At 39.5% G+C, this 24,091-nt stretch carries 23 protein-coding genes and 3 pseudogenes; 11 read left to right on the plus strand and 15 right to left on the minus strand.

What is annotated here, in order from left to right; all coding sequences use genetic code 11:
- Positions 1-6 precede the first annotated feature (6 nt).
- Complete coding sequence (locus NDM98_RS05380; protein ID WP_251605154.1) at positions 7-285, minus strand: YqhV family protein; 279 nt, start codon at positions 283-285, stop codon at positions 7-9.
- A gap of 176 nt (positions 286-461) precedes the next feature.
- On the opposite strand from NDM98_RS05380, the gene NDM98_RS05385 reads away from it, so the two are divergent.
- A complete protein-coding gene (locus NDM98_RS05385) occupies positions 462-986 on the plus strand; it encodes a shikimate kinase (RefSeq protein ID WP_251605155.1) in 525 nt (174 codons plus the stop codon).
- 20 nt (positions 987-1,006) lie between these two features.
- Here NDM98_RS05385 and aroD read toward each other — a convergent pair whose 3' ends face one another.
- The 4 genes from aroD to NDM98_RS05405 form a co-directional block, all read right to left on the minus strand.
- Positions 1,007-1,771, minus strand: a complete 765-nt coding sequence (aroD, locus tag NDM98_RS05390) for a type I 3-dehydroquinate dehydratase (protein ID WP_251605156.1) — start codon at positions 1,769-1,771, stop codon at positions 1,007-1,009.
- Positions 1,772-1,844: 73 nt separating this feature from the next.
- Entirely contained in the window at positions 1,845-2,402 is a 558-nt protein-coding gene (gene efp, locus NDM98_RS05395; protein WP_251605157.1) for an elongation factor P, read from the minus strand.
- Positions 2,403-2,503: 101 nt separating this feature from the next.
- The gene (locus NDM98_RS05400) at positions 2,504-3,574 is read right to left on the minus strand and encodes a M24 family metallopeptidase (RefSeq protein ID WP_251605158.1); all 1,071 of its coding nucleotides are present in this window, start codon (positions 3,572-3,574) and stop codon (positions 2,504-2,506) included.
- A 96-nt stretch (positions 3,575-3,670) separates the two neighbouring features.
- The gene (locus NDM98_RS05405; protein WP_251605159.1) at positions 3,671-4,156 is read right to left on the minus strand and encodes a YqhR family membrane protein; all 486 of its coding nucleotides are present in this window, start codon (positions 4,154-4,156) and stop codon (positions 3,671-3,673) included.
- Between the two features lie 152 nt (positions 4,157-4,308).
- Here NDM98_RS05405 and NDM98_RS05410 point away from each other — a divergent pair.
- Positions 4,309-5,255, plus strand: a pseudogene (locus tag NDM98_RS05410) (DUF1385 domain-containing protein).
- A gap of 27 nt (positions 5,256-5,282) precedes the next feature.
- Entirely contained in the window at positions 5,283-5,711 is a 429-nt protein-coding gene (locus NDM98_RS05415; RefSeq protein ID WP_251605160.1) for an SA1362 family protein, read from the plus strand.
- A 26-nt stretch (positions 5,712-5,737) separates the two neighbouring features.
- On the opposite strand, the gene NDM98_RS05420 is transcribed toward NDM98_RS05415, so the two are convergent.
- From NDM98_RS05420 to splB, 3 genes are all read right to left on the minus strand, one after another.
- The gene (locus tag NDM98_RS05420; RefSeq protein WP_251605162.1) at positions 5,738-6,628 is read right to left on the minus strand and encodes a patatin-like phospholipase family protein; all 891 of its coding nucleotides are present in this window, start codon (positions 6,626-6,628) and stop codon (positions 5,738-5,740) included.
- 113 nt (positions 6,629-6,741) lie between these two features.
- A complete protein-coding gene (gene mntR, locus NDM98_RS05425; protein WP_251605163.1) occupies positions 6,742-7,176 on the minus strand; it encodes a transcriptional regulator MntR in 435 nt (144 codons plus the stop codon).
- A gap of 128 nt (positions 7,177-7,304) precedes the next feature.
- Positions 7,305-8,330 (minus strand): spore photoproduct lyase, encoded by a 1,026-nt coding sequence (gene splB / locus NDM98_RS05430; RefSeq protein ID WP_251605164.1) that lies wholly within the window; start codon positions 8,328-8,330, stop codon positions 7,305-7,307.
- Positions 8,331-8,511: 181 nt separating this feature from the next.
- Between splB and dat the strand changes: the two genes are divergently transcribed.
- Positions 8,512-9,336: a D-amino-acid transaminase gene (dat, locus tag NDM98_RS05435; RefSeq protein ID WP_251605165.1), complete on the plus strand. Its 825-nt coding sequence runs from the start codon at positions 8,512-8,514 to the stop codon at positions 9,334-9,336.
- Between the two features lie 302 nt (positions 9,337-9,638).
- Positions 9,639-10,931 (plus strand): IS110 family RNA-guided transposase, encoded by a 1,293-nt coding sequence (locus NDM98_RS05440; RefSeq protein ID WP_251605166.1) that lies wholly within the window; start codon positions 9,639-9,641, stop codon positions 10,929-10,931.
- Positions 10,932-11,592: 661 nt separating this feature from the next.
- On the opposite strand, the gene NDM98_RS05445 is transcribed toward NDM98_RS05440, so the two are convergent.
- From NDM98_RS05445 to lipM, 4 genes are all read right to left on the minus strand, one after another.
- Positions 11,593-12,429, minus strand: a complete 837-nt coding sequence (locus NDM98_RS05445; protein ID WP_251605167.1) for an SDR family oxidoreductase — start codon at positions 12,427-12,429, stop codon at positions 11,593-11,595.
- The gene (gene helD / locus NDM98_RS23880; RefSeq protein ID WP_307728683.1) at positions 12,426-13,523 is read right to left on the minus strand and encodes an RNA polymerase recycling motor HelD; all 1,098 of its coding nucleotides are present in this window, start codon (positions 13,521-13,523) and stop codon (positions 12,426-12,428) included. The genes NDM98_RS05445 and helD (NDM98_RS23880) overlap by 4 nt, the downstream gene beginning before the upstream one ends.
- Complete coding sequence (gene helD, locus NDM98_RS23885; protein WP_307728684.1) at positions 13,510-14,760, minus strand: RNA polymerase recycling motor HelD; 1,251 nt, start codon at positions 14,758-14,760, stop codon at positions 13,510-13,512. The genes helD (NDM98_RS23880) and helD (NDM98_RS23885) overlap by 14 nt, the downstream gene beginning before the upstream one ends.
- Before the next feature lie 235 nt (positions 14,761-14,995).
- Positions 14,996-15,835: an octanoyltransferase LipM gene (lipM, locus tag NDM98_RS05455; protein ID WP_251605168.1), complete on the minus strand. Its 840-nt coding sequence runs from the start codon at positions 15,833-15,835 to the stop codon at positions 14,996-14,998.
- 148 nt (positions 15,836-15,983) lie between these two features.
- Here lipM and NDM98_RS05460 point away from each other — a divergent pair, with 148 nt between their 5' ends.
- The 6 genes from NDM98_RS05460 to NDM98_RS05485 all read left to right on the plus strand — a co-directional run bounded on the left by NDM98_RS05460 (position 15,984) and on the right by NDM98_RS05485 (position 20,095).
- The gene (locus NDM98_RS05460) at positions 15,984-16,367 is read left to right on the plus strand and encodes a rhodanese-like domain-containing protein (RefSeq protein WP_251605169.1); all 384 of its coding nucleotides are present in this window, start codon (positions 15,984-15,986) and stop codon (positions 16,365-16,367) included.
- 135 nt (positions 16,368-16,502) lie between these two features.
- Positions 16,503-17,204 (plus strand): response regulator transcription factor, encoded by a 702-nt coding sequence (locus tag NDM98_RS05465; protein WP_251605171.1) that lies wholly within the window; start codon positions 16,503-16,505, stop codon positions 17,202-17,204.
- On the plus strand, positions 17,201-18,127 hold the full coding sequence (locus NDM98_RS05470) for a histidine kinase dimerization/phospho-acceptor domain-containing protein (protein WP_251605174.1): 927 nt from the start codon (positions 17,201-17,203) through the stop codon (positions 18,125-18,127). Before NDM98_RS05465 ends, NDM98_RS05470 begins: the two co-directional genes overlap by 4 nt.
- Entirely contained in the window at positions 18,063-18,551 is a 489-nt protein-coding gene (locus tag NDM98_RS05475) for a sensor histidine kinase (RefSeq protein ID WP_251605176.1), read from the plus strand. Before NDM98_RS05470 ends, NDM98_RS05475 begins: the two co-directional genes overlap by 65 nt.
- A 4-nt stretch (positions 18,552-18,555) precedes the next feature.
- A complete protein-coding gene (locus NDM98_RS05480) occupies positions 18,556-19,248 on the plus strand; it encodes a PepSY domain-containing protein (RefSeq protein WP_251605180.1) in 693 nt (230 codons plus the stop codon).
- A 97-nt stretch (positions 19,249-19,345) separates the two neighbouring features.
- Positions 19,346-20,095: a PepSY domain-containing protein gene (locus NDM98_RS05485; protein WP_251605182.1), complete on the plus strand. Its 750-nt coding sequence runs from the start codon at positions 19,346-19,348 to the stop codon at positions 20,093-20,095.
- Between the two features lie 147 nt (positions 20,096-20,242).
- Here NDM98_RS05485 and NDM98_RS05490 read toward each other — a convergent pair whose 3' ends face one another.
- The 3 genes and pseudogenes from NDM98_RS05490 to gcvPA all read right to left on the minus strand — a co-directional run bounded on the left by NDM98_RS05490 (position 20,243) and on the right by gcvPA (position 24,074).
- Entirely contained in the window at positions 20,243-21,094 is an 852-nt protein-coding gene (locus tag NDM98_RS05490) for a pentapeptide repeat-containing protein (protein ID WP_251605183.1), read from the minus strand.
- Between the two features lie 174 nt (positions 21,095-21,268).
- A pseudogene (gcvPB, locus tag NDM98_RS05495) lies at positions 21,269-22,733 on the minus strand (aminomethyl-transferring glycine dehydrogenase subunit GcvPB).
- Positions 22,730-24,074, minus strand: a pseudogene (gene gcvPA / locus NDM98_RS05500) (aminomethyl-transferring glycine dehydrogenase subunit GcvPA). Before gcvPA ends, gcvPB begins: the two co-directional pseudogenes overlap by 4 nt.
- Positions 24,075-24,091: the final 17 nt, after the last annotated feature.

The raw sequence follows: 24,091 nt of genomic DNA on the forward strand, positions 1-24,091 counted from the left end.
CCCCTCCTAAAGCCTAGCTCCAATTAAGATACAGACAGCACCTGTGCCAATAAACATAAACTTCGGAACGGAAAGCTTGTCTGTAATGCCCACTAGACCAATCACAATCGATAAGATAAAGATCGTTGGTCCAATCACTGCCAATAGACCATTTAATACGATTGCTTTTTCTATACTGTTGAATCGAAGGATTAAGCCCGCTACTGTTAGCTCAATGAGTCCAGAGAGCACTCGGAGGAACACCATAATCAGCAGTGTCCATTCAACGGCAACAAACCATTTCACATTAAATCCCCCCATCTATCCATGTTCTCTTAAAAGATATGCCTAAGTGGACGAGTTCAGAACATCGATCAATGTTTTGTTTAGGATTACTTCTAAGCTTTTTCTACTTTTGCTATACTTAGATCATTACCAACCGGAGAACGGATAGCATTCTTTATGTAGAGAGAGGGTCAAGCATGCAAACGAATCAAAAAAACATTATTTTAATTGGTTTTATGGGTGTCGGCAAAACAACCGTAGGTAAAGAACTTGCGAGGTATCTCGGCATGACATTTGTCGATTTGGATCAAGCCATAGAAAGTGAAGCGCAACAAACGATTGTTGACATTTTTAGAGACGAAGGAGAATCCGGTTTTAGACTAAGAGAACAAAAACTTTTTCTTGAATTATCAGAACAGAGAGGAACGATTATCTCGCTTGGCGGAGGCGCTTTTTTACAGGAGGAAATCCAAAGAAGTAGTCTTTTAACTAGCCTTGTTATCTTTTTGGACATAGACTTTTCGATTTGGTCAGAACGACTGCCCCTTTTGATAAAGGACAGACCCCTTCTCCAAAAAAAATCAAAGAAAGAAATCAAAGAGCTTTATGAATTAAGAAGAGAGACCTACCTTCATGCTCATTACACCATTAATACAGAGCGTTTAACACCTCCACAAACAGCTGAAAAAATCGCAAAAACCATCCAATATGCAGACGCATAAGGGATGGTTTTTGTTAAAGTTCAGCTTGTATAATGTTGGATATCTTTAATGACTTCAATTGGCACCTGACCAGGAGCCGAAGCCTGATGACCAACAGCAAACGTCATGGCGGAACCAAATTGGTCACCGATCAACCTTGTTGAGACCCCAAGCTTACCCATAGACATTGTAATCACTGGAATATCGAGCTTGGCGGATGCTTCATTTGTTACAGAGAGAAGAGTAAGAACATCCTGTGATGATTGTGGCATCACAGCAAGTTTAACAAGGTCGGCACCTGCCGCTTGTCCTGCTTGTAGGAATTCAATCATCTGGTCAAAAGATGGCGTTTTCTTAAAATCATGTGTAGAGACAATCCATTTAACATGATGTTTTGCTGATAATTGCTTTAGCAAATCCATGCCAATAAATTCCGACGCAAGTTCAATATCCAAAAGGTCAATGAGCTCAGTTTCTATAAGTCGGCTTATTAACTCTTCTTGCTCTGCAATCGTTAAAGAAATGGGTTGGCCACCTTCTTGAACAGAGCGGATCGTAAACAATAGAACAGTATCACCTATCACTTCTCTTAATGATGTTGCAGTAGCTAATACAGCATCCAATTTGGCGAGATCCGCAAAAAAATCTGCTCGCCATTCTAAAACATCTGGTTTTTTTTGCAGAATCATCTTAGCTTCTTCTACTAATTGAGAGGTAGTAGCGCCAATAAGAGACGAACAAAGGGCTGCAGGATGTTCGCTCCCAAATACCACTTTTCTTATCTGAACTTCTTTTGTTGTCGCCATGTATCTTCACCACTTTTCTACTTCGCTATAAAAACATCCAGAACACACAATGTGCTCTGGATGTTTTGTTGACTTAAGCTCTAGACATGTAAGAGCTGTTTCGTGTATCAATAAGAAGTCGATCTCCTTGATTCACAAAAAACGGCACTTGAACCGTAATACCTGTTTCAAGAGTAGCTGGTTTTGTACCACCAGAAGCTGTATCCCCTTTAATTCCAGGCTCTGTTTCAACAACCTCAAGTTCAACCGTATTTGGAACTTCTACTCCAAGTGTTTCAGCTTGGTAGCTAATAACATGGACTTCCATATTTTCTTTTAGAAACTTTAGCTCATATTCAATTTGACTTGATTGTAGTTCAAGTTGCTCATATGATTCTGTGTCCATAAACGTATGAGTATCTCCACTTGCATAAAGGTACTGCATACGTCTGTTCTCAATATGAGCTCTTTCTACTTTTTCTCCCGCACGGAATGTTTTCTCTTGAATGTTACCATTACGAAGATTACGGAGTTTAGAACGAACAAACGCCGCACCTTTTCCTGGCTTAACATGTTGGAAGTCCAACACTTGCCAAAGTCCATTATCTACTACAATCGTTAATCCAGTTTTAAAATCGTTTACTGAAATCATTTTTATTTCCTCCGTATTCGTATTCCCTCATAGTTCGCGGAATGTTTCCATCCATTACTATACCACAGCTTTGCAACTAGGTGGTTACCTAATCAGCAGGATTATTCGCCTACGTGAATGAGTTCTTTAGGTGAAGACGTGAATGAACGATTACCTTCAGCAGTAATTAAAATATCATCTTCAATTCTTGTTCCACCCACACCATGCACATAAATGCCCGGCTCTACTGTGACAATCATGCCTGGTCTAAGTACTGTATCTGACTTAAATGATAAGGCTGGTCCTTCATGAACTTCCATCCCTAAACCATGGCCAGTTGAATGACCAAAGTTCTCACCAAAGCCTTTTTCCGTAATATAATCTCGTGTTAGGGCATCTGCCTCTTTACCCGTGATGCCTGCTTTAATTCCATTCATACCTCTTAGCTGAGCTTCCAATACCGTTTCGTATATATTCGTCAACTCATCATTAATCTGTCCAACAGCCAATGTACGTGTGATGTCAGAGCAATATCCATTATAATAAGCACCATAATCAAGTGTCACTAGTTCACCTGATTCAATTAGCTTGCCACTTGCCACTCCATGTGGAAGAGCCGAGCGATAGCCAGATGCAACGATCGTGTCAAAGGACGAGCTTTGCGCCCCCTGTTTACGCATAAAAAACTCAAGCTCATTGGAAACTTCTAACTCTGTTAAGCCTGGTCTAATAAATGATGTAATATGCTTAAACGCCGCATCGGCAATATCTGCCGCATCCTGAATTAGTTGGATTTCACTCGCATCTTTAATAAGACGCACGCCTTCAACTAACCCAGTCACTGGAACTAGCTCTTGAGATTCTACTGTTTTTTGAAGCTGTTGAAATTGTTCGTATGTAACGTAGCTTTGTTCAAATCCTAACTTCTTAATCTGAAGCTTCTCTGCTTGTTTAGCAACCTCTTCAAGGATTGCTGCTTTATGCTGAACAATTGAAAAACCTTGGGCCTGTTCCTTTGCTTGTTCAACATACCTAAAATCCGTAATAAAAATAGCATTCGTTTCAGTTAATAAAACAACCCCAGCACTGCCTGTGAATCCCGATATGTACCGGCGATTATAAGGACTCATTATCAAAAGACCATCTACTCCATGCTCTTTAAATTCACTACGAATAACTTCAATTCTGCTCATATAAACACTCCTTTTTATCGTATAAACCTTAGACCTTTTTACGCTTCTTTAGTTTACCATATACGCTTTAAGGAGCGAAGCAACACGTTCGACACCTTATTTATCTGAGTGCTGTTGCTGATATTCATAAGAAACAGAATAGCCAATAAAAAGTCCATACAATATAAAAAGACAGAAAGATGTAATGATTGAGTTTAAATCAAGGTTTTGTACGCTTTTTAACCCTGGAATAAATGGATTACAAATATAAAATACAATAACCCACAATAAAGCTCCAAATCCAACTCCTGCCCACATCGTGTTCACTTTTTGAAAAAGCCACTTATATATAAATGCAACCAGAATGGATACCACCGCAATAACAGCTACTCCAACCGCTTGCCCCGTATATGTCGTTTTCCAGTCACCCAACGCCCAAGGCATCAGAATTAATGCCGGACCAAAATGCATAAAATTGAAAAAGAAGCCAAATAAAGCGACAAGAGACCAAATAAGTCCACCAAAAAATCCAATGAGGATTACCTTCGTATTATACCGCATTGGTTTTTCTGTTTGATTTTGTTCAAATCCCTGATTATCCATCACGATCACCTCATTAAAGTATATCCCTATTCCATTACATTTCATTCAACTCCACTAATTAATCTAAACCTAGATGATTTGTCATAGAGGAATTGCTTCGTTTCATGTAGAATAGTGAGTATACAGAACAATGAAGAATAGGTTGGTGTTTTATGGAAAAGTCAACAAAACCAGCATATGGCGGTCAAGCCATAGTTGAAGGTGTTATGTTCGGTGGAAAGCACACAACCGTCTCAATGATTAGAAGAAAAGATGGAAGCTTAGATACGTTTGAGGTTAAGCGTCAGTCACCAGCTTGGATCACAAAAGCAAAAAAGATTCCTTTTATAAGAGGAATTGCTGGCATTGTTGAAGCAAGTATAAATGGATCAAAGCATTTAAATTTTTCAACGGATCGTTATGATGTGGATCCTTCTGAGGATGATTCAATTGCCCCAAGCAGAGAAATCATCAAAATTAAATTTGATACTTGGTGTTGCAGCAGTCGCTGTTTTATCATTTATCTTCAGTAAGTTAATCTTTACATTAGTTCCAAGCCTTTATAGCCAATCTGTTTACGCCTATTTTCCCTGGCCACGTAGCTCAGAATCTATTAGAAGGTGGATTTAAGTTAATCTTATTACTTGGCTATATTTATATTTTATCGTTTACACCATTAATTCGCCGAGTCTTTCAGTATCACGGGGCAGAACACAAAGTGATCAACACTTACGAGTCCGGACTACCGTTAACTGTGAAAAATGTTCAGTCTCAGTCTAGACTCCATTACCGCTGCGGAAGTAGTTTCATTCTATTTACAGTAATTGTTGGTGTTGGAATTTATCTTTTTCTTCCCTTTGATTCACTAATGGAGCGTATTTTACAACGAGTCGTTTTCATTCCAGTTGTGCTTGGTGTTTCATTTGAAGTATTACAATTAACGAATCGTTTTCGAAACATACCTGTACTAAAATGGCTTGGGTACCCCGGGCTTGCCCTTCAGCTATTAACAACAAAAGAGCCAAACGATGAACAAACAGAGGTTGCCATCGCATCCTTTGAAGAAATGCTTACACGTGAACAATCATATACAAGCCCTGCAAAAGCAGACATCGTTTAGCTATTTGACATCTTGGAGGTGAATAGAATGCGCCAATTCTTTAACATTGCCTTTCCAGTCATCATTGTGTTGGCAGTTATCGGATTTGTCTTTTCGGTATTGAATGATCCGATGCAAGTCCTAAAGTCGATTCTTATACTTGCAGGTTTCATCGCGTTATTTTATTTCATTTATCGCTTCTACTTGTCCAGAAAATACGGCATGCCTATTATGGGTTCTAGGTCCAAGGAAGGTCCTACACGAGCACAACTTAAAAAAGCAAAACGAACAAGTACAGTGCGTTCGACTGGGCCAGGAAATCGAAACAAATTCAAACCCAATAGCACAAGCCAAATGAAAAGAAATCAAAAACCGCTAAAAAAAATACCAAAAAAACGAAGCGGTCCAAATTTAACAGTTATTGAAGGCAAAAAAAATAAAATCAAACCCAAAAAGAAGAATCGTGCTTCCTACTAGCACGATTCTTCTTTTTTTAATAATCTTCAATAGGTCCACCTACCAAGGAACTTGTTGGTTTTTGTTTCTCCAAGCGTAATTAAATCCTGTTTTTCTAAGGGGGTCAGATCAAAATCTGTTGCTTTAATATCTGTTACAGGAATAAAGATGACATTCTCTGCATCCTCATCTTCAATATGACGCGTATCATGAGCTGTTGTCATTGTATCAAAAACCGCTTTATACAAATCAATCGCATTTTTTATTTTATGAGGCGGTTGATCCTCAATTTTTGGCTTAAGCTGTAAACCAATTACGGGGCGTCTCCATGAGTTTTTTTCGCCATCCCGAAATAACCAAATAGGAAAATTACTTAAAAGACCTCCATCAACAATATAAGAATAATGTCCTGCTCGATCATATAGTTTTACCGGTTCAAAGAAATAAGGAATACTGCAACTCATACGGATCGCTTTTGCTACAGAAAATGATTCCGCACGAATGCCATACTTTTCAAGGTCGTCTGGCAATACAATCATTTGACCTTTTGATAAATCAGATACAACCACCCTTAATGCTTTGTCAGGTAGATCCCCAAATGTTACAATACCTTTTTCCTTTAAAAGATCTCGAATCCAGCTTTCTAATGCGTCACCGCGATACAAACCCAACTTAAAATACACATGCAACCACTTAATAACCGTTAGCGGCAAAAAGGACATTCGATCATCCTTAAAGGATTCGATGTTTATCTGATCAAGTATATTCATCATCTCTTCACTCGTATACCCTGCCTTTACAAGGGCAGCCACAATTGAACCTGCACTAGTCCCTGCAACTCGTTCAAACTCATAGCCTCTTTTCTCTAAAACCCGCAAGGAACCTAGAAACGCAAAAGCTTTAACTCCTCCTCCAGCAAACACAGCGTCAATTTTCACTAGAATCTCCTCCTGCCATCATGTTATGTATCAAAACATCGGCATATGTTTAAGGCAGTTAGGGTTTAGACAAAAATAGCACCAAAAAGCTATATAGCTTCTTGGTGCCTTTGTTAATTCTGCTTTGGTTCTTCTTCGTTTTTCTTTTGAACCTCACGTAACTCGTTAATTCGCTCTTGTTTCTCAGTAAAAAACTGAACAACATCACCAATTCGGTCAATGGCATCCCAACTAATATGATGTTCAATACCTTCAACGTCTTGATAGATATGCTCTTTGTCCACACCAATAATGGTCATAAACTCTTCAAGTAACTCATGTCGGTACACAAGCCTTTTTCCAATTTTGTTTCCTTTTGCAGTTAAAATTAATCCTCTATAACGCTCGTAGACAAGATATTCACTTTTATCTAACTTTTGGACCATTTTTGTAACGGAAGAAGGATGTACCTCAAGCGCCTCAGCAATATCCGATACTCTGGCATAGCCTTTCTCTTCAATTAATATATAAATTCGCTCCAGGTAATCTTCCATGCTTGGTGTAGGCATATGGTCCCCTCCAATTTATCAACGAACAGGCACGTAAATGTGCAGCCGAACTTTTAGTAAAATACCACCATCTATTCTACTATACTTGAGGGTAAATAAACAGTCTAAATCCAGATTAGTCAAAACTGTTACGTGAAATACTCAAGTTTTGCTTCTGGAAAGTACTTATCAATATATGACTGGATCGTCTCTTTCAGTTGACCCGCTTCATCATCCTTATAAACATATTTTCCACGTCCATAACGGCCCCATTTATACTTTCGCTCATCCTCGTTCATTTCAAGCTTTGATTTTGGATAGCGTTTTTCAATAATTCGTTTCGCTGTTTTTGTAAAACGATGCTGGATTAATTCGAAGGTCATATCCTTTTTAGCATACGTAGGCATAATCGATTCTAGACGCTCAAACAGTTCTAGGTAACCCTTCTCCCAACCTTCATACCAAACAATTGGCGCTACAATAAAACCTATTGGATAATCTGCTTTCGCTACTTTTTGTGCCGCTTCAATTCGTTCTAAAAAAGAAGACGTACCAGGCTCAAAATGTTTAATGACATGATCAGAATTCACACTAAAACGGAAACGAGTATTTCCATTGTGCTTAGCATCTAACAGATGGTCCACATGGTGGAATTTTGTTACAAAGCGTAGGCGTCCCCACTCAGTCTGACCAATGTGTTCAATTGTTTTTTTAAGTGAATGAGTCAAATGATCAATGCCAACGATATCCGACGTACACGCTGCCTCAAATCGAGTTGGTTCAGGTGCTCTCTCCATCATGTATTTGTCTGCTGATTCAAAGATCTCATCTAAATTCACATACGTTCGAATGTACGGTTTATCTCCAAGTGTGGTTTGCAGGTAACAATAATGACAATGCCCCATACAACCTGTAGCTAGTGGAATTGCATATTCAGCTGATGGTTTTGAGGTATCAAACTTCAACGTTTTTCTCACACCAATAACAAGGGTTGATTTGGCATTTCGATACTTCTGAAACTCATTATCCCCAGGTATATTCCTTACTTGATTATGAGAAGTAGTTTCTCGAATTTCGACGCCTTCTTTTTCAAATTTCTCTTTTAACTGTCGCCCCAGTGGATATTCCAATGCACCAGGCTCAATATAAACTAATTGAGGATAAAAAGCTTTCATGTCTGCACTTCCTTTCGTACTCTTAGGGTGCACATGAAAATAACAATCACTTGTGTAACATACTGGTAAATCTATAAATGACTTTTCATTTAACAATAATGAGGGTAAAATGATTGACAATTTTTTTGGTTCATGTTCAGATTGTATGGAATTGATAAGAACGATAGCGGAGGTCAAACAAATGAATTATGTATTGGACAATATGAACATCGTGCCCGAAAGCGATGCTGTCATTCAGACAAATGACCGCTCCTACCATTTTGGTGATGGTGTATATGAGGTAGTAAGAGTTTATAATCAAACGCCATTCCAATTAGATGCCCACTGGGACCGCCTTTTTCAAAGCGCCCAAAAATTAGATATGAATTTTACGATCACAGCTGATGAACTAACAAAAGCTACAATGGATTTACTCGAAAAAAATCAAGTGAAGGATGGTGCGATTTACATCCAGGTATCTCGCGGAGCCTCCCCTCGTAATCATCTTTATTCACGTGAAGAAACTCCGATCATTACTGGTTTCACAATGAGTGCACCACCAAGTAAACAACAAGAAGGTATTGCTGCCTGGGTGACAGATGATATGCGCTGGCTTCGTTGTGATATCAAAACCGTCAACTTACTTGGAAATGTGATGGCGAAACGCGAAGCTGCTGATGCTGACTGTGCAGAGGCGATTTTGCACCGTGATGGATTAGTGACAGAAGGATCTTCATCTAATCTGTTTTTAGTTAACGATGGAATTTTGTATACACATCCTGCAACTAATTTAATTTTAAATGGGATCACTAGGCAGGTTGTCATTAAATTAGCAACAGACGCTGGGTTTCGAGTTGTTGAGGAAGCTTTTCCAAAAGATGTACTTGATCATGCAGATGAAGCCTTTATTACTAGTACAACCAGTGAAGTGACACCGATTGTTGAATTCAAAGGTCAAATTACAGCTCAAATGCCCATTGGACCGGTTACAAAAAAACTTCAAGCGCTGTTTAAAGAGCTTATTTGATCAAAAGAATGATATGAATAAACACTATAAAGACGACCGGTTCTGAAATTCAGGACCGGTCGTCGTTTGGTTTTAATAAGAAATAGATAGGGAGAGAGCTGGCTCGTCGCTACCGGGATGCGGGGCACGCACCCGCGTGGGAGGCCGGTGAGCCTTCTTGTGCTGACGCACTGCGAAGTCTCACCCAGACCTCTACTCCCACAGGAGCATTCCTGTGGGATTTCTTTTCGTCCTATTTACACAAAAAAAGCCCTCCGTTAAGATGCAATTGTACCCAAACAACACATCGAGGAGGACTTACTATGAATCATACGCGCAATGATCGATTAGATCAAGTTCAAGAGGATACATTGGTGATTGGCATTGATATCGCCAAATTCAAGCACTACGCATGTGCTGTGAATGATCGCAGCCGTGAACTTAGTGATGCCTTTCCGTTTCATCAATCAAGAAATGGGTTTCACCACCTCTATGACGAGCTTGAACAACTAAAGAAGGCTCATCAAAAAACAAACATCCTCATTGGCTTTGAACCAACCGGTCATTACTGGATGAATCTTGCGCAATTTTTAAACCATCATGGCATTCCTTTTGTCTTGGTAAGCCCGCTGCACGTCAATCGAGCCAAAGAGTTTGATGATAACCTACAAACGAAGAATGACCGTAAAGACGCTCGTGTGATTGCGAAAATGGTCACTCAGGGATATTTTAGCTATCCGCGTTTCTTGACTGGCGTAGATGCAGAACTGCGTAATGGCGCAACCCTTCGAGACCGGTTAAAAAAAGATAGGGCGCGTGTGACCAACCAGATCATCCGTTGGATGGATCGGTATTTCCCAGAATTACATGGAGCCTTTAAAGCCATGGGGAAAACCCTTGTCTGCATCTTAAAGTACCGTCCCTTACCTGAGGAGTGGCATGATCTTGAGGTAGAGTCTTTTCTATCCGAGATCAAAGAAAAAGAAGCGATCAGGAGCCCCTCTAAAAAGAGATTGCACAACGTTCAAGTTTTAGCGTCTCAATCCATTGGGTTAACTGAAGGGAACGAGTTTGCGAGACAAGATATTCGTTCGCTCATTGAGCAGTATGAACGAACTTGTGCGGAGTTAGAAGAAACGAAAGAGACGATGCGAGAGCTCGCTCGACAAGTAGACGCCTATGAGAGTTTAATCTCTATCCCTGGTATTAGTGAAGAGACCGTTTGTGAATTACTCGCTGAAACGGGGCCACTCACCAACTACAGTCATCCACGCCAACTGACAAAATTAGCGGGATTGACGCTATGTGAGAATTCTTCCGGCCAACATCAAGGACGAAAGAGGCTCTCTAAACGAGGAAGACGCCGCTTGCGTTCTCTGCTCTTTCGAGCGGTTCTCCCGCTCATCCGGAATAACCAAGCTTTCTTAGATCTCTATACGTACTACATTTCAAGAAGTCAAAATCCGCTTCAAAAGAAGGATGCCTTGGTGGTTCTCTGTAGTAAGCTATTGAAGATCTTTTGGGGGTTAAGCCATCACCAGATGGCGTTTGATGCTGAAAAGATGAGGAGTGATAGCCCTCCTCTTCAAAAAGCACGATCCTCGCTCGCTTCATAAGGAAGCCTAAAGGAATATGAAAAATGGTGACTTGGAGAATCGGTAATAAAGACGACTTTTGACCTCGAGTCCATACAGGAGCATAAATCCGACTCTGCCTTATGAAGAGACCCAACGAAGGAATGTGAGCGCACGACGCTAAGAGACATGGGAGGGTATGTCCACATAAGTTGAGCAGAGCTCATTGAAGCACCCATATCGTTATAATTGGATGAGATTCCCTACATCTATTAGCGTAGCGTACGCTCATATTCCTTTAATAAACATTATTGGAATGAATAACTTAGCGTAATCATAAAAAATATTTTTTAACCTGTTAATATAGCCTTTAAAACACTGATACATTAGGTTTTTCGGAGGGAGTCGGCCTCCCCATCCCGTCCGCTAGTTTGGAGCTTCTGAATTTTTACAGAGTATTGCTTGATATAATACCTGGAAAGAGCTTGCGACATATAAAAATAAATGAATATCACGACAAGCCGTTTCAATCAATTTCACAACCACTTTATACATTCACTATTCTGTAAGTAACTTAATTCTGCTTTTCTAATAAATGAAGAGTTAGCCGAATTCTTTTATCAGTAAAACCCGGAGCAATATGTGATGTAACCAACATATTGCTCCGGGTTTTGTGTCAGGTATAACATTTCTGTCTCAGCCTTTACTTCACCTTATTCATAACAACTCGTTCTATGATCGTCCATGGGAGTATGGTTTTGAGTAGGATTAGCATTCGTGAGCTTTTGCCTATTGGATATCGTAGTTTTGGTCGTCTAGCTGCCGCGATTTTGAGTAGTTTCGTTACAACTTTTGCCGGATCACTTGATTTGGTTGCTGAGTGAGTTGCTGAAGACATTAATGTATGGATAAAAGGAAGGTAGTCCTCATCCTCACCTACACTAGCTTCTTGCATGCCCTTCTCCCAGATCTTTGTTCGAAAAGGTCCTGGTTCAACTAAACTTACGTAGACCCCAAAGCGAAGCATCTCTAGTCGCAATGCTTCACTAAATCCTTCAAGTGCAAATTTAGAAGCCGAATACGGACCAAGAGCAGGAAAGCCGAAGCGACCACTAATACTTGAAAGCATGATAATTTTACCTGAACGACGCGTTCTCATCTCGGGTAAAAACACCTTTGTTACAGCAATGGCACCTAACACATTTGTTTCGAACTGCTTACGCCACTTTTCCATTTCCACGCTTTCGGTTGGCCCTCCCTGACAATAACCTGCATTATTGATCAAGATATCAACCCGACATTGCTCCTGCTGTAATTGTTGCTTCAGCTGCACAATGTCCTTTTCTTCAGTAACATCCAGCTTCTTAACACGAATATTTTTTGCACAACCGTTTTCTGTAGCTTTATCTAATAACTCCTGTGATTGTGAAGGATCCCGCATTGTGGCAATGACCTCATAGCCTTTTTGAGCAAAAGCAATTGAGCTCAAGAACCCAAACCCACTGCTTGCTCCGGTTATCAATACACAACCTTTTGTCATGTTATCTCCTGATCCACTTGATAAGCACCTGGTGAAACCTGTTGTATAAATAAACATTCTTCTCCTAAAGAAAAAAGGACTAATTCATGCATAGCTCGAGTACAAACAGTATAAAACAACGTTCTCTCATGTTCATGCTTATATACATTTGTTGAAGCATCGTGAACAATCACTGCATCAAATTCAATTCCCTTAGATAAATAGGAAGGCAACACATGAAGACCGCGTTCAAATTCATATGAATCCTTGGTTAACAGCTTTATTGACAGATTATCTTTAAGTCTGTGATACACTTCTTCGCTTTCAGAGGCCGTTTTAGTAATAATTGCAATCGATTGATGTCCAGCCTGCTTTAACCGCTCAGCTTCTTGGATCATTCTTTGATCAAGCTTTTGTCTATCTTCTCCTTTAATTAGGAGTGGTTTCTCTCCCTTACGATTAAATGGTTCGATTTGTTCTCCATCTGTAATAAATTGTTTCGTGAAATCAACAATGTCCTTTGTTGAGCGATAGCTTTTATTTAACTTCATAACATGATGTTGCTTTTCAGTGTGAAGAGATCCATCAAGCATGGTCAATTGATGTTGAGATTGTGCGTAAACAGCCTGATTCACATCACCAAGAATCGTCATGCTTGCAGCTGGATAAATCATTTTTAGGTACTCAAATTGAAAAGGAGAGTAATCCTGCGCCTCGTCTATAAAAACATGCTGTATGACATGATTTGATTTTATACCCGCTAGCTGATCCTTCACATACAAATACGGGGTAACGTCTTCAAAGAGCATCGTTTTTTCATCGAGATGACTAAGAGTACGGCTACACATTTGCTCCCAATCAGTCGGAACCTCAGGATGAGATTGCTTAAATAAATTCCTAAACAAGCGATCAACATGAATAAACGCCATCTTTTTTACAGCATTTTTTAGAGGCTTAAACTGCTTAGCGACAATCTTCTTAGCTAGCATTTTCCGTTCATACTTTGCCTCATCAAAATCAGATTCTTGATCACCATGTTCACTTTGATATTGCTTTTGGACCTCTTGAAAAGCCTCAACACCTAATAATTCTATCTCATCCTCAACCCAAGCCATTACTTCGCTCAAGTACCTCTAATCGAGTTAACTTAATAAGCAACCAGTCAGCGGTAAGCTTCATTCGATTAGCCATAGAAACGGTTTGCTCTAATGAATAGAAGTATGCACTAATGCGCGATGCGTCTATTAGTACCTCGCCCCGAAAACGCACCTGCTTAAATTGCAGTCCTTCTTTAGCTAAACGCTGCAAATACTGATCAATTAGCTCTTTAAAGGCTAAGCTAGATTTAAATTTTATACTAGAGACTTCTTGCTCATATTGTTCGGATGTGGTTACAGTGAGTAGCTTCTCTGTTTGTGAAAATGCATCCTCAACCTCATAAGCAGATCCAACTCTTTTTTGAACATACTGCTGAAATGTTGTTTGTTCCATATTCTCCTCACCAAGCTCCGGCAATACCTTTGCAACATAACTATTAAAAAGTGGATTTGGTGAAAAAAGAATCATATTTTTGGCGGCTAATGTTTCCATATGCCGATACAATAAGTAGGCGGCTCTTTGCAGGGCAGCAGAGGTTTTCCCACTCCCCGCAGCTCCTTGTACCACTAGATACCGGCTTGATTCATTTCGGATTAACTGATTTTGCTCTAGTTGAATTGTAGCTACAATACTTTTCATTTGAGAATTTGCTTCATTACCGAGAACTTCTTTAAGTAGATCATCACCAATTGTAAGACCTGTATCAAACATGCTTGTAATACGTCCATTTTGGATGATGAATTGACGTTTTTTTGTCATTTCTCCTTCAGTTGTACCCTCTGGTGATGTGTAATACGCTTCACCTGGTGAGAAATCATAATATAAGCTTGAAATTGGAGCTCGCCAATCATGAATGAGGAAATTCTGTTTTTGCTCATCTAATAAGGAGGCAACCCCCAAATAGATGGATTGTACATCCTCTTGACCATCTGCACAAAAATCTATACGTCCAAAGTATGGAGAGCTTTTTACACGCTCTAACGATTTAATTGTTTGGTCCATTTGACCGTGTGTTCGCTCGCGTTCTCCGAGTAATTCTGATTGCTGTTTAATACTGAACATTGTCTCTAACGCATCTTCAGGATTGTCCATATTTACTGTGACATCTTCCCAGAAGGTTTTGCGTAGATGAATAATCTCAGATTTAGTTTTTTGGTCATGCTGAGAGAGCGCGTCTATCTCACGTGCGACCTGCTCTTTTATTTGATCGACTCTTTGTTGTTCAGCCTCTTTTGAATGAAATTGTTCCCCCATCCACTCACGCTCCTTAAAAAGATACTTGACACCCCGAAAGATGTTTGATAAGATAAAATAAAGAAATACGTATATACAATTTCAGTAAAGTTCCACCTCATATCGTATCATGTAGACGTTGCAATGGCAAGGTCTTTTTTGCATGGAATAATGATGTTAGGGTGGCCTTATACAAATAACTTAAACGACGAATATCCTTGTGATAAGGAATGTTCGCCGTTTTGTTATCTAATCGTTATTTTCGATAGTTCCATTCGTCCGTTCCGTACCTTCTGTCAATGATCGCTTGTACTTCTTGCTCTTCTGCTTCTGTTAATGTATAAGGTTCGAGCTGAATAGATAGACCACGTTCAAATCCAGTCTTAAATAGTTTACTCGCTTCTTCAACAGTTATTGGCGTTTCCTTTAATTCATTAATAGCAACTGCCTTTTGTTTAAAATTACGCTGCATCCGCTCACGTAATCGAACGCTTGAATAACGAAATACATCAAATAACTTATCTTCATCTATATCGAGAATAATGGATCCATGTTGAAGGATAACACCCTTCTGTCTTGTTTGAGCACTTCCTGCCACCTTCCGCCCTTCCACAACTAACTCATACCAGGAAGGAGCATCAAAACATACCGCAGAACGAGGGGTTTTTAACGCTTGCTTATCAGCATCTGTCGAAGGAATGGAAAAGTAAGCGTCTAGTCCCGCTTCCTTAAATCCTTCTAATAATCCCTCTGAAATCACTCGGTACGCTTCTGTCACAGATGCGGGCATGAACGGATGCGACTCAGATACAATCACACTGTATGTAAGTTCTTGATCATGCAAAACGCCTCTACCACCAGTTGGTCTTCTTACAAAACCTAATTGATGGTGCTTTACTGCGTCCATATTAATTTCTTTTTCTACTTTTTGAAAATAACCAATTGAAAGAGTTGCAGGATTCCACCCATAAAAACGAATGGTCGGGGGGATTTTCCCTTCACTATGCCAGTTTAAAAGTGCTTCGTCCAATGCCATATTATACTCAGGCGAACGTTTTCCAGAATCAATAAATCTCCATATTTCTGTGTTTTCCATCTTTTGTTTGACCCCTTTCACTCACTTTTAGTGTATCAAATTCCAATACATTCAGCCAAGAAACAAGTGAACACGTTGCCAAAAAACGAATTGACCTTTATAATTTAGTAGAAAAGTTTTTTAGTTGAAGGAGAGTGCAACACCCGCCATGGAATTGCAGTATATTATCATTGCCATTTTAGCAGCACTAATTGTTTACTTAGCGGTTAGACGTTTCTATACACCTAAGTATATTAAAAACTTAACCCAAGAAGAATTTATTCAAGGCTATCGCAAAGCCCAATTAATTGATGTGAGAGAACCTCGTGAATATGATGGTGGCCATATACTCGGCGCAAGAAATATTCCGATGTCACAAATCCGTCAGCGCATTAATGAATTCCGCGCAGATCAACCTATTTATCTGTATTGCCAATCTGGAGCCAGAAGTAGACAAGCAGCAAGTATCATCCGAAAAAAACGTGGCGCTACCGAGATCTATCAGTTAAAAGGTGGCTTCCGTAAGTGGACAGGTAAAATTAAAAAGAAATAATGCTTCATAATAAAAAGCTCTCTCACTTTATGTGAAAGAGCTTTTTTGTTGCAGACGGCCCACCAACTTGCGAAGATTAAGATCTCATTGTACAGTAACCTTAAAACAACCGACGTTTGGAAGGATTTGACGAGCATGCCGGATGATAAACGTATTTTAATTGTAGAAGACGAAGAGAAAATTGCTCGGATATTAAAACTAGAGCTTGAATATGAGGGGTACCAGACCGAAACAGCACATGAAGGAATAACTGCCTGGGAGCTTCTCCAGAGTCAATCATGGGCTTTAGTTATATTAGACGTTATGCTACCAGGATTGAGTGGTATGGAGCTACTACGACGAATGCGAGATCGCAAAGACCAAACACCTGTTATTATGTTGACTGCTAGAGACAACGTTGTCGATAAAGTATCCGGGCTTGATCAAGGGGCAAATGATTATGTAACAAAACCTTTTGAAATTGAAGAATTATTGGCAAGAATTCGAGCAAATCTAAGACAATTGCCGAGTTCACAGCAAAAAGAAGATGAGAGTCTTCTAAACATAGCTGACCTTGAAGTCCATACCGCCTCAAGAGAAGTGACACGAGCAGGACTTGAGGTTACATTAACAGCGCGCGAATATGATCTATTAGTATTTCTACTACACAACCCTAATCAAGTACTAACAAGAGACCAGCTACTTCAACATGTATGGGGATTTGATTATATTGGTGACACAAATATTGTCGATGTCTATATCCGATACCTTCGTCAAAAAATGGATAAAGACTTTGAACCAAAACTACTTCATACAGTTCGTGGTGCAGGTTACATGCTGAAAGATCGTCGTTCATGAAACTTAATCGCCGAATTATATTAGTAACAACTGTTTGGTTGTTTATCATCTTACTTGTCGTGAACAGTGCTGTTTATTTATTTTTCAAACAGTTTATGGAAGAATCGGAACTTAATCAGATTAGTGATCAGGGGCAAGCAGCTATTGAGACGATAGGCAACCACCCCACCCCCAGTTTATTAATGGACAATTATTTAATTGGGGAAGGTATGCTACGTGTTGTTCGTTCAGATGATCGTATCGGAAAAACACTCACAAAAAATCCAACATACAGGAACATCCAAGCCACATATACAACAAGTCAAGAAGCAGCTATTGTGACGTATGAGAATGCAGAATATGCCATCTCTAGACAGCCACTAATATGGGATGATGGCTCCATTGTTACACTTGAGTTGGTCGAATCAATCGAACATTATTCCAATGCGCTCAGACTACTTCAAACGGTTCTATTAACAGCGTCGCTTCTTGTTTTAATTCCGTCCTTTATTGCGGGTCAGCTGCTAAGCCGATTTATCTTAACTCCTATTCGGACATTAATTGGCACAATGGATGAAATTAGCCGGAAAGGAACATTTAAAAAGATTAATGTCACATCTAAACAAACGGATGAATTAGCTCAAATGAGTGCAACATTTAATCACATGATTGAATTACTTCAGCAAAATTTTGAAAAGCAGCAGCAATTTGTTTCAGATGCTTCACACGAATTAAAAACACCACTAACTGTTATTGAAAGCTATGCACGTCTTTTAAAACGTTGGGGTAAAAAAGACCCTGCTATATTAGATGAAGCCGTTGAAGCGATCTATTCAGAAGCTTTGAGGATGCGTGGTATGACTCAGCAAATGCTCGATCTTGCAATGGGGGATAATCAAACAGTTCAACCAATGTCGAGGCTTCATTTATCCAGGCATCATTAAGGAAACAGCAGAACGAATTAGTCATTCCTTTAATCGTGAAATACAGCTTTCGGCTGATGAGAATATATACGTTTTAGGTCATGAAAATACAATAAAACAGCTGCTCTTTATTCTATTGGAAAATGGCATTAAATACAGTGAGCAAGCTCTTCATGTTCAATTATATTCAGATCAAAATCAAGCCACAATTGAAATAAAAGATACAGGGATCGGGATTCCCCTGCAGGATCAACCTCAAATCTTTGAACGTTTTTTCCGAGTTTCTGAAGACCGAAACCGACAATCTGGCGGCTCAGGATTAGGACTGTCCATCGCAAAAAAAATTGTAGAACAATACAGTGGCACGATTCGTGTTCATAGTGAACTAGGCAAAGGATCTACTTTTATTGTTAGCTTGCCAATCCATCAATCTGAGGAGGAGTAATATAATGGCCAAATCACCAATACGTATTACCTTTTTTATCATTGCTCTTCTAATTGTTGGTATTGGACTATTTTTCTTTTTTCGTTCTGAAGATCCTTCTCTAACTCTAAACGAGACCATTGAATTAATCGAAGCTCAATATGGTAGTGCACCAACAGAGATCACCTTAAAAGATGGCACGTATTATGCTGTCATAAAACGCGAAGATGGGCTCTATGAGATTGAGATTAGTGAGGAGACTGGGACGATCCTTTCTCTTGTGCCTGTAGAAGACAACTCTACAGAAGCTACTGATTTTCTAAGTGCAGGCGAGGCAAGAGAACGAGTTCTCCAACTTGTTCCAACTGATGCCGTTATTAAGGACCTTGAGCTTAAAGAAGACGTGACTCCACCAATATGGGCGGCCGAAGTGGAAAACACTGAAGGGGATGGTGAAATTGACATTCATGCCAAAACGGGCGAAGAGCTTCGTAATACGTTACAAACAGAAAATGGACAACAATCGAATTATATAACTGAACAAGAAGCCATCGATATTGCTTTACGTGAAATTAATGGCGTTGTAGATGATGTTGATTTAGAGGACGCAGACGGACGAATGGTATACGAGGTAGAAATTGAAGATCAAGAAACGGATGAAGATGTGACTGTCATTATTGATGCGGTCACCGGACAAATTATTCAATTTGAATATTAATGAGTTTCTCATCAAATTCTCATTTTAGATTCAGCGTCCTTTCATTTTGACTGTCTATACTATGGTTATAGTCAAACAAACGAAGGGATGATAAATCATGAAAAAACCAATTGTATTTACATTAGCAGGAGCATTAGCCATCGGAGGAACATCAGTAGCATTTGCATCTACAGGTAATCAAATTGCAGAAGCAGAACCAGCTTTAACATTACAAGCTTCAACTAATCCAATTACCGAGCAAGATGCAGTAGCCAAAGCAGAAGATTTTCTTGGTGGTGTAGTAACAGATATAGAAAAAGATACAGATGACGGTGTTGTCTACTATGAAGTTGAAGTTAAACTCGACGGACAAGAATTTGATCTAGATATTCTTGAGGAAAGCGGTCAGATCATCGATGTTGATGGTAATCTTTTAGGAACAGATGCCGCTAATGGAGCTGCCATTAACCAAGAAGACGCAGAAACCGCAGCAAAAGAAGCTGTACATTTGGATGATGTCATTAAGACTGAACTAGAGATTGAAAATGGACAGTATGTTTATGAAGTTGAGTTTAATGTGAACGGTGAAGGCGAAGATGTAAAAGTCAATGGCGAAACAGGTGAGATCCTCTCAATCGATGACGACTTTGCTATTGATATCCCACAATCCGGTGATCTGATCTCAGCAGATGATGCAAAAACACTAGCAATAACTGAAGTTGGTGAAAATGCCAAAGTAACCGATATTGAATTAGATACAGACGATCGTGTTTCTGTTTATGAATTAGAATTAGTGCTAGATGGTGCTGAATATGATGTTGAAATCGACGCTGTAACAAAAGAGATTTTAAAAAGTGAAAGAGATTAATTAGGAGTAGCTTCAGGAAAACGCGGATTTACAATGTTAAACAAATTCAAAGATTAAAAAAAGCCTAATTTCTCGGTATTATTAGCGAGGAATTAGGCTTTAATTCTATCATTAATGTGCCCAATTCTTGAATAAGCATGAAAAAAATTAGTTGATCCAATGAGAAGGTCGATGTATATGAGAAGGCAATGTTGTCTTTACATTACCTTTAGCTGAATTAATTTGCATTTGGGTCAAAAACATGCCAGTTGACAGATCAGCACCACAGAAATTAACATCTCGCAAATCCGCACCAATAAAATCGACTGCTCTTAAATCCGTATTTCTCATGTCCGCGGCAATCAAATAGGCTCCCCTAAAATCAGTTGCTCTTAAATCTTTTCCCTTTAACTTTTTCCCCATCCAATTAGCTCTCTGATGGTCAAATTCTTTAATTTTTCTAACACCAGGCATTTTATTAATTGTTTTTCTCCTAACAAAATCACTTGCTAAAGTAAGCAGCTCGTTTGAAGAAAATCGGTACATTACTAGATCAAGTGACAATAAATTATCTGCATCTAACTTCGTTAAAGCCTGCAATTCCGTTAACTGTTTTCCCAACTTGTCAGCTAAATCAATCGGTATATCGTAAGACAGAGCTTCTGCCACGTAAGCAATTATTTCATGAATTTGCTCCATGATGGGAAACACTCGAAACATTTTCTTCCCAATGTCAGGGTTTTCTCGCCAACTCTCACCGTTAAAAGTAACTTGAGAAACGACTTGTCCCGCACCCAAACAATCAAATACTGTACAGCCTTTGAAACCTTTATCCCTTAACTGACTATGAATTTGGCAACTGTAATCGGATTGCAAATTCATACAAGGAGTACCTGCTTGTTTGTTAATCGGAAAATCACTTGATGCTACAATAGTAAGCGCTGTGCAACAAAGTCCAAAGCACTTCGAACAATCAGCCGTTAAATTCCCTCTAATATTTCTGGCTGTCTCATTATCCATTTTTTACCCTCTATCTGAAAAAAACTTTTGAGTTTATTATACAATATTCCTAAACAAACTGGTCTTATAATGGAGTAAAGAAGGACTATTTGTGTCCTTCTTATAGCTTTCTATATATTGAAGCTCTTACAAAAAAACAAGGCGGGATAACCCTCCTTGTTTTTTAATCATAACTTATTCCGCTTTTTCATAGCGTAAAACTGGTTTACGTGCAGCCAATGTTTCATCTAGTCTGCCGATCACCGTGTGATGCGGAGCTTCTTGAACAATCTCTGGATTCTCTTCTGCTTCTTTTGCAATTTGAATCATAGCATCAATAAACTCATCTAATGTTTCTTTCGACTCAGTTTCGGTCGGCTCAATCATCATACATTCCTCAACATTTAGTGGGAAGTAGATAGTTGGTGGATGATACCCAAAGTCGAGTAATCGTTTGGCAATGTCTAGTGTACGAACGCCAAGCTTCTTCTGACGTTTACCTGAAAGAACAAATTCATGCTTACAATGCTGTGTGTATGGCAAGTCATAATGAGGAGCCAAGCGACGCATCATATAATTCGCATTTAACACGGCATATTCAGAAACCTGACGTAATCCTTCTGGTCCCATTGTTCGAATGTACGTATAGGCACGTACGTTAATTCCGTAGTTACCATAATAAGGTTTAACACGTCCAATTGATTTAGGACGATTATAATCAAAGTCATAGCCATCCACCGTCTTCACTAAAATAGGCTTAGGTAAGAAGTCGATCAAGTCTTTTTTCACACCTACCGGACCAGATCCTGGGCCACCACCACCGTGTGGTCCTGTAAATGTTTTGTGTAAGTTCAAATGAACCACATCAAAGCCCATGTCTCCTGGTCTTGCGATACCAAGGATAGCATTTGAGTTAGCTCCATCATAATAAAGTTTTCCGCCAGCCTCGTGGATAATTGAAGCCATTTCAATAATATAGCTTTCAAATAGGCCTAGTGTGTTTGGATTTGTTAGCATTAAAGCTGCTGTTTCATCACTGACAACCTCACGTAAATGCTCCAGATCCACAAGACCATGTTCATCTGTGCGTACAGTTACAGACTCAAAACCAGCAACCGTTGCTGATGCAGGATTTGTACCATGTGCTGAATCAGGAACAATGACTTTCGTCCGCTTGGAATCATTTCTTGCTTCATGATACGCACGAATCATCATCAAACCAGTCCACTCACCATGGGCACCTGCCGCTGGTTGAAGGGTCACTTCATCCATTCCAGTAATCTCAGCAAGAGACGTTTGCAGGTTATGAAGTAACTCAAGTGAACCTTGAACCTGAGCTACAGGCTGATAAGGATGAACATTTGCTAGTCCATCAATACGCGCAACATCTTCATTGATTTTCGGGTTGTATTTCATTGTGCAGGATCCAAGTGGATAAAAACCTGAATCAACACCGTGATTACGCTTCGACAATGCTGTATAATGACGCATGATTTGCAGCTCTGATACTTCAGGAAGTTCAGGCTCATTCACTCGAACATATTCATCTGGCAGTAATGAACCTAGATCCAAGCTCTGGAATATCAAGATCAGGCAGGCTATGTCCAACTCGACCAGGTTTGCTTAATTCAAAAATCAACGCTTGATTATCTGTGCTCATTGTAATGCCCCCAATTCACTCGCAAATGCATCCAAGCTCTTCTTTTGTACGAACTTCTGTTACACAAATCAACATCTGTCCTAAAAACGCCTCATCATCACGCTCTAGTTCGTATCCTCCAATAAATCCTTTTTCCAGAAGTTTTTCATTAACGGTTTTTGCCGATTGATCGAGTTGAATCACAAACTCATTAAACGTTGGTGATTCATTTACAAGCTTTATACCTTGCTCTTTCAGCTTATTTTTTAAGTACGCAGCCTTTTGGATATTCTGGTACGCCATATCTTTTACACCTTTTTTGCCAATTGCGGTCATTGCAACGGAAGCCGCTAGTGCATTTAACGCTTGGTTTGAACAGATATTAGAAGTCGCTTTATCTCGACGAATATGCTGTTCACGAGCTTGTAAAGTTAGTACAAAACCGCGTTGCCCTTGATCATCAACTGTTTGACCAACTAAACGACCTGGCACTTTACGCATTAACTTTTTGGTTGTTGCAAAATATCCACAGTGAGGACCACCATATTGCATAGAAATACCAAAAGGCTGTGCATCTCCAACAACAATATCCGCTCCAAATTCACCAGGTGACTTCAACAAACCTAACGCAAGTGGATTACTTGATACAGCTAATAAAGCCTTACCTTGATGCGTAATTTCTTCGATTTCCGCTAATGGCTCAATGTGCCCAAAGAAGTTAGGATATTGAACGAGTACACAAGCAGTATCATCGTTATACTGTTCTCTAAGCTGGTTTACGTCCGTTACACCATCTTTTGTATCAATCTCAACGACTGTTAAACTTTGTCCATACGCATTTGTTTTTAAAACCGCACGAGCTTCCGGATGAACAGCTTTGGAAACCAGGATTGTTTTCTTTTTAGTATGACCACAGCTCATCATTGCGGCTTCCGCAAGCGCGGTTGGACCATCATACATAGAGGAATTCGCTAAATCCATGCCAGTTAGTTCACAGATCATACTTTGAAATTCAAAAATTGCTTGTAGTTCTCCCTGTGAGATCTCAGGCTGATACGGTGTATACGCCGTGTAAAATTCCGAACGCGAAATGACGTGATTCACAATCGATGGAATATAATGATCGTAAACTCCCGCCCCTAAAAACGACGGCGTGCTTTTTACGGAAACGTTTTTTGCTGCAAGCCCTTGGAAAAATTTAATCAGCTCGGGTTCTTTTAATGCTTTTTCAATATCAAGCTGTCCCTTAAAGCGAATTTCCTTTGGGATATCAGCAAACAATTCTTCAATTGATTCAACACCAATTGCTTCAAGCATCTCTTTGCTATCGGTTTCTGTCATTGGTAAATAACGATTATTCATCTTCAACAAATCCTTCC

Origin of the sequence: Alkalicoccobacillus plakortidis, from assembly GCF_023703085.1 — a bacterium.
GTDB lineage: Bacteria > Bacillota > Bacilli > Bacillales > Bacillaceae_D > Alkalicoccobacillus > Alkalicoccobacillus plakortidis.

What these genes read in the sequence shown, in the direction of transcription:
- NDM98_RS05385 (WP_251605155.1), top strand. Translation starts at nt 462, where the DNA reads ATGCAAACGAATCAAAAAAACATTATTTTAATTGGTTTTATGGGTGTC.
- aroD (WP_251605156.1), bottom strand. Translation starts at nt 1,771, where the DNA reads ATGGCGACAACAAAAGAAGTTCAGATAAGAAAAGTGGTATTTGGGAGC.
- efp (WP_251605157.1), bottom strand. Translation starts at nt 2,402, where the DNA reads ATGATTTCAGTAAACGATTTTAAAACTGGATTAACGATTGTAGTAGAT.
- NDM98_RS05400 (WP_251605158.1), bottom strand. Translation starts at nt 3,574, where the DNA reads ATGAGCAGAATTGAAGTTATTCGTAGTGAATTTAAAGAGCATGGAGTA.
- NDM98_RS05405 (WP_251605159.1), bottom strand. Translation starts at nt 4,156, where the DNA reads ATGGATAATCAGGGATTTGAACAAAATCAAACAGAAAAACCAATGCGG.
- NDM98_RS05415 (WP_251605160.1), top strand. Translation starts at nt 5,283, where the DNA reads ATGCGCCAATTCTTTAACATTGCCTTTCCAGTCATCATTGTGTTGGCA.
- mntR (WP_251605163.1), bottom strand. Translation starts at nt 7,176, where the DNA reads ATGCCTACACCAAGCATGGAAGATTACCTGGAGCGAATTTATATATTA.
- splB (WP_251605164.1), bottom strand. Translation starts at nt 8,330, where the DNA reads ATGAAAGCTTTTTATCCTCAATTAGTTTATATTGAGCCTGGTGCATTG.
- dat (WP_251605165.1), top strand. Translation starts at nt 8,512, where the DNA reads ATGAATTATGTATTGGACAATATGAACATCGTGCCCGAAAGCGATGCT.
- NDM98_RS05440 (WP_251605166.1), top strand. Translation starts at nt 9,639, where the DNA reads ATGAATCATACGCGCAATGATCGATTAGATCAAGTTCAAGAGGATACA.
- NDM98_RS05445 (WP_251605167.1), bottom strand. Translation starts at nt 12,429, where the DNA reads ATGACAAAAGGTTGTGTATTGATAACCGGAGCAAGCAGTGGGTTTGGG.
- helD (WP_307728683.1), bottom strand. Translation starts at nt 13,523, where the DNA reads ATGGCTTGGGTTGAGGATGAGATAGAATTATTAGGTGTTGAGGCTTTT.
- helD (WP_307728684.1), bottom strand. Translation starts at nt 14,760, where the DNA reads ATGGGGGAACAATTTCATTCAAAAGAGGCTGAACAACAAAGAGTCGAT.
- lipM (WP_251605168.1), bottom strand. Translation starts at nt 15,835, where the DNA reads ATGGAAAACACAGAAATATGGAGATTTATTGATTCTGGAAAACGTTCG.
- NDM98_RS05460 (WP_251605169.1), top strand. Translation starts at nt 15,984, where the DNA reads ATGGAATTGCAGTATATTATCATTGCCATTTTAGCAGCACTAATTGTT.
- NDM98_RS05465 (WP_251605171.1), top strand. Translation starts at nt 16,503, where the DNA reads ATGCCGGATGATAAACGTATTTTAATTGTAGAAGACGAAGAGAAAATT.
- NDM98_RS05470 (WP_251605174.1), top strand. Translation starts at nt 17,201, where the DNA reads ATGAAACTTAATCGCCGAATTATATTAGTAACAACTGTTTGGTTGTTT.
- NDM98_RS05480 (WP_251605180.1), top strand. Translation starts at nt 18,556, where the DNA reads ATGGCCAAATCACCAATACGTATTACCTTTTTTATCATTGCTCTTCTA.
- NDM98_RS05485 (WP_251605182.1), top strand. Translation starts at nt 19,346, where the DNA reads ATGAAAAAACCAATTGTATTTACATTAGCAGGAGCATTAGCCATCGGA.
- NDM98_RS05490 (WP_251605183.1), bottom strand. Translation starts at nt 21,094, where the DNA reads ATGGATAATGAGACAGCCAGAAATATTAGAGGGAATTTAACGGCTGAT.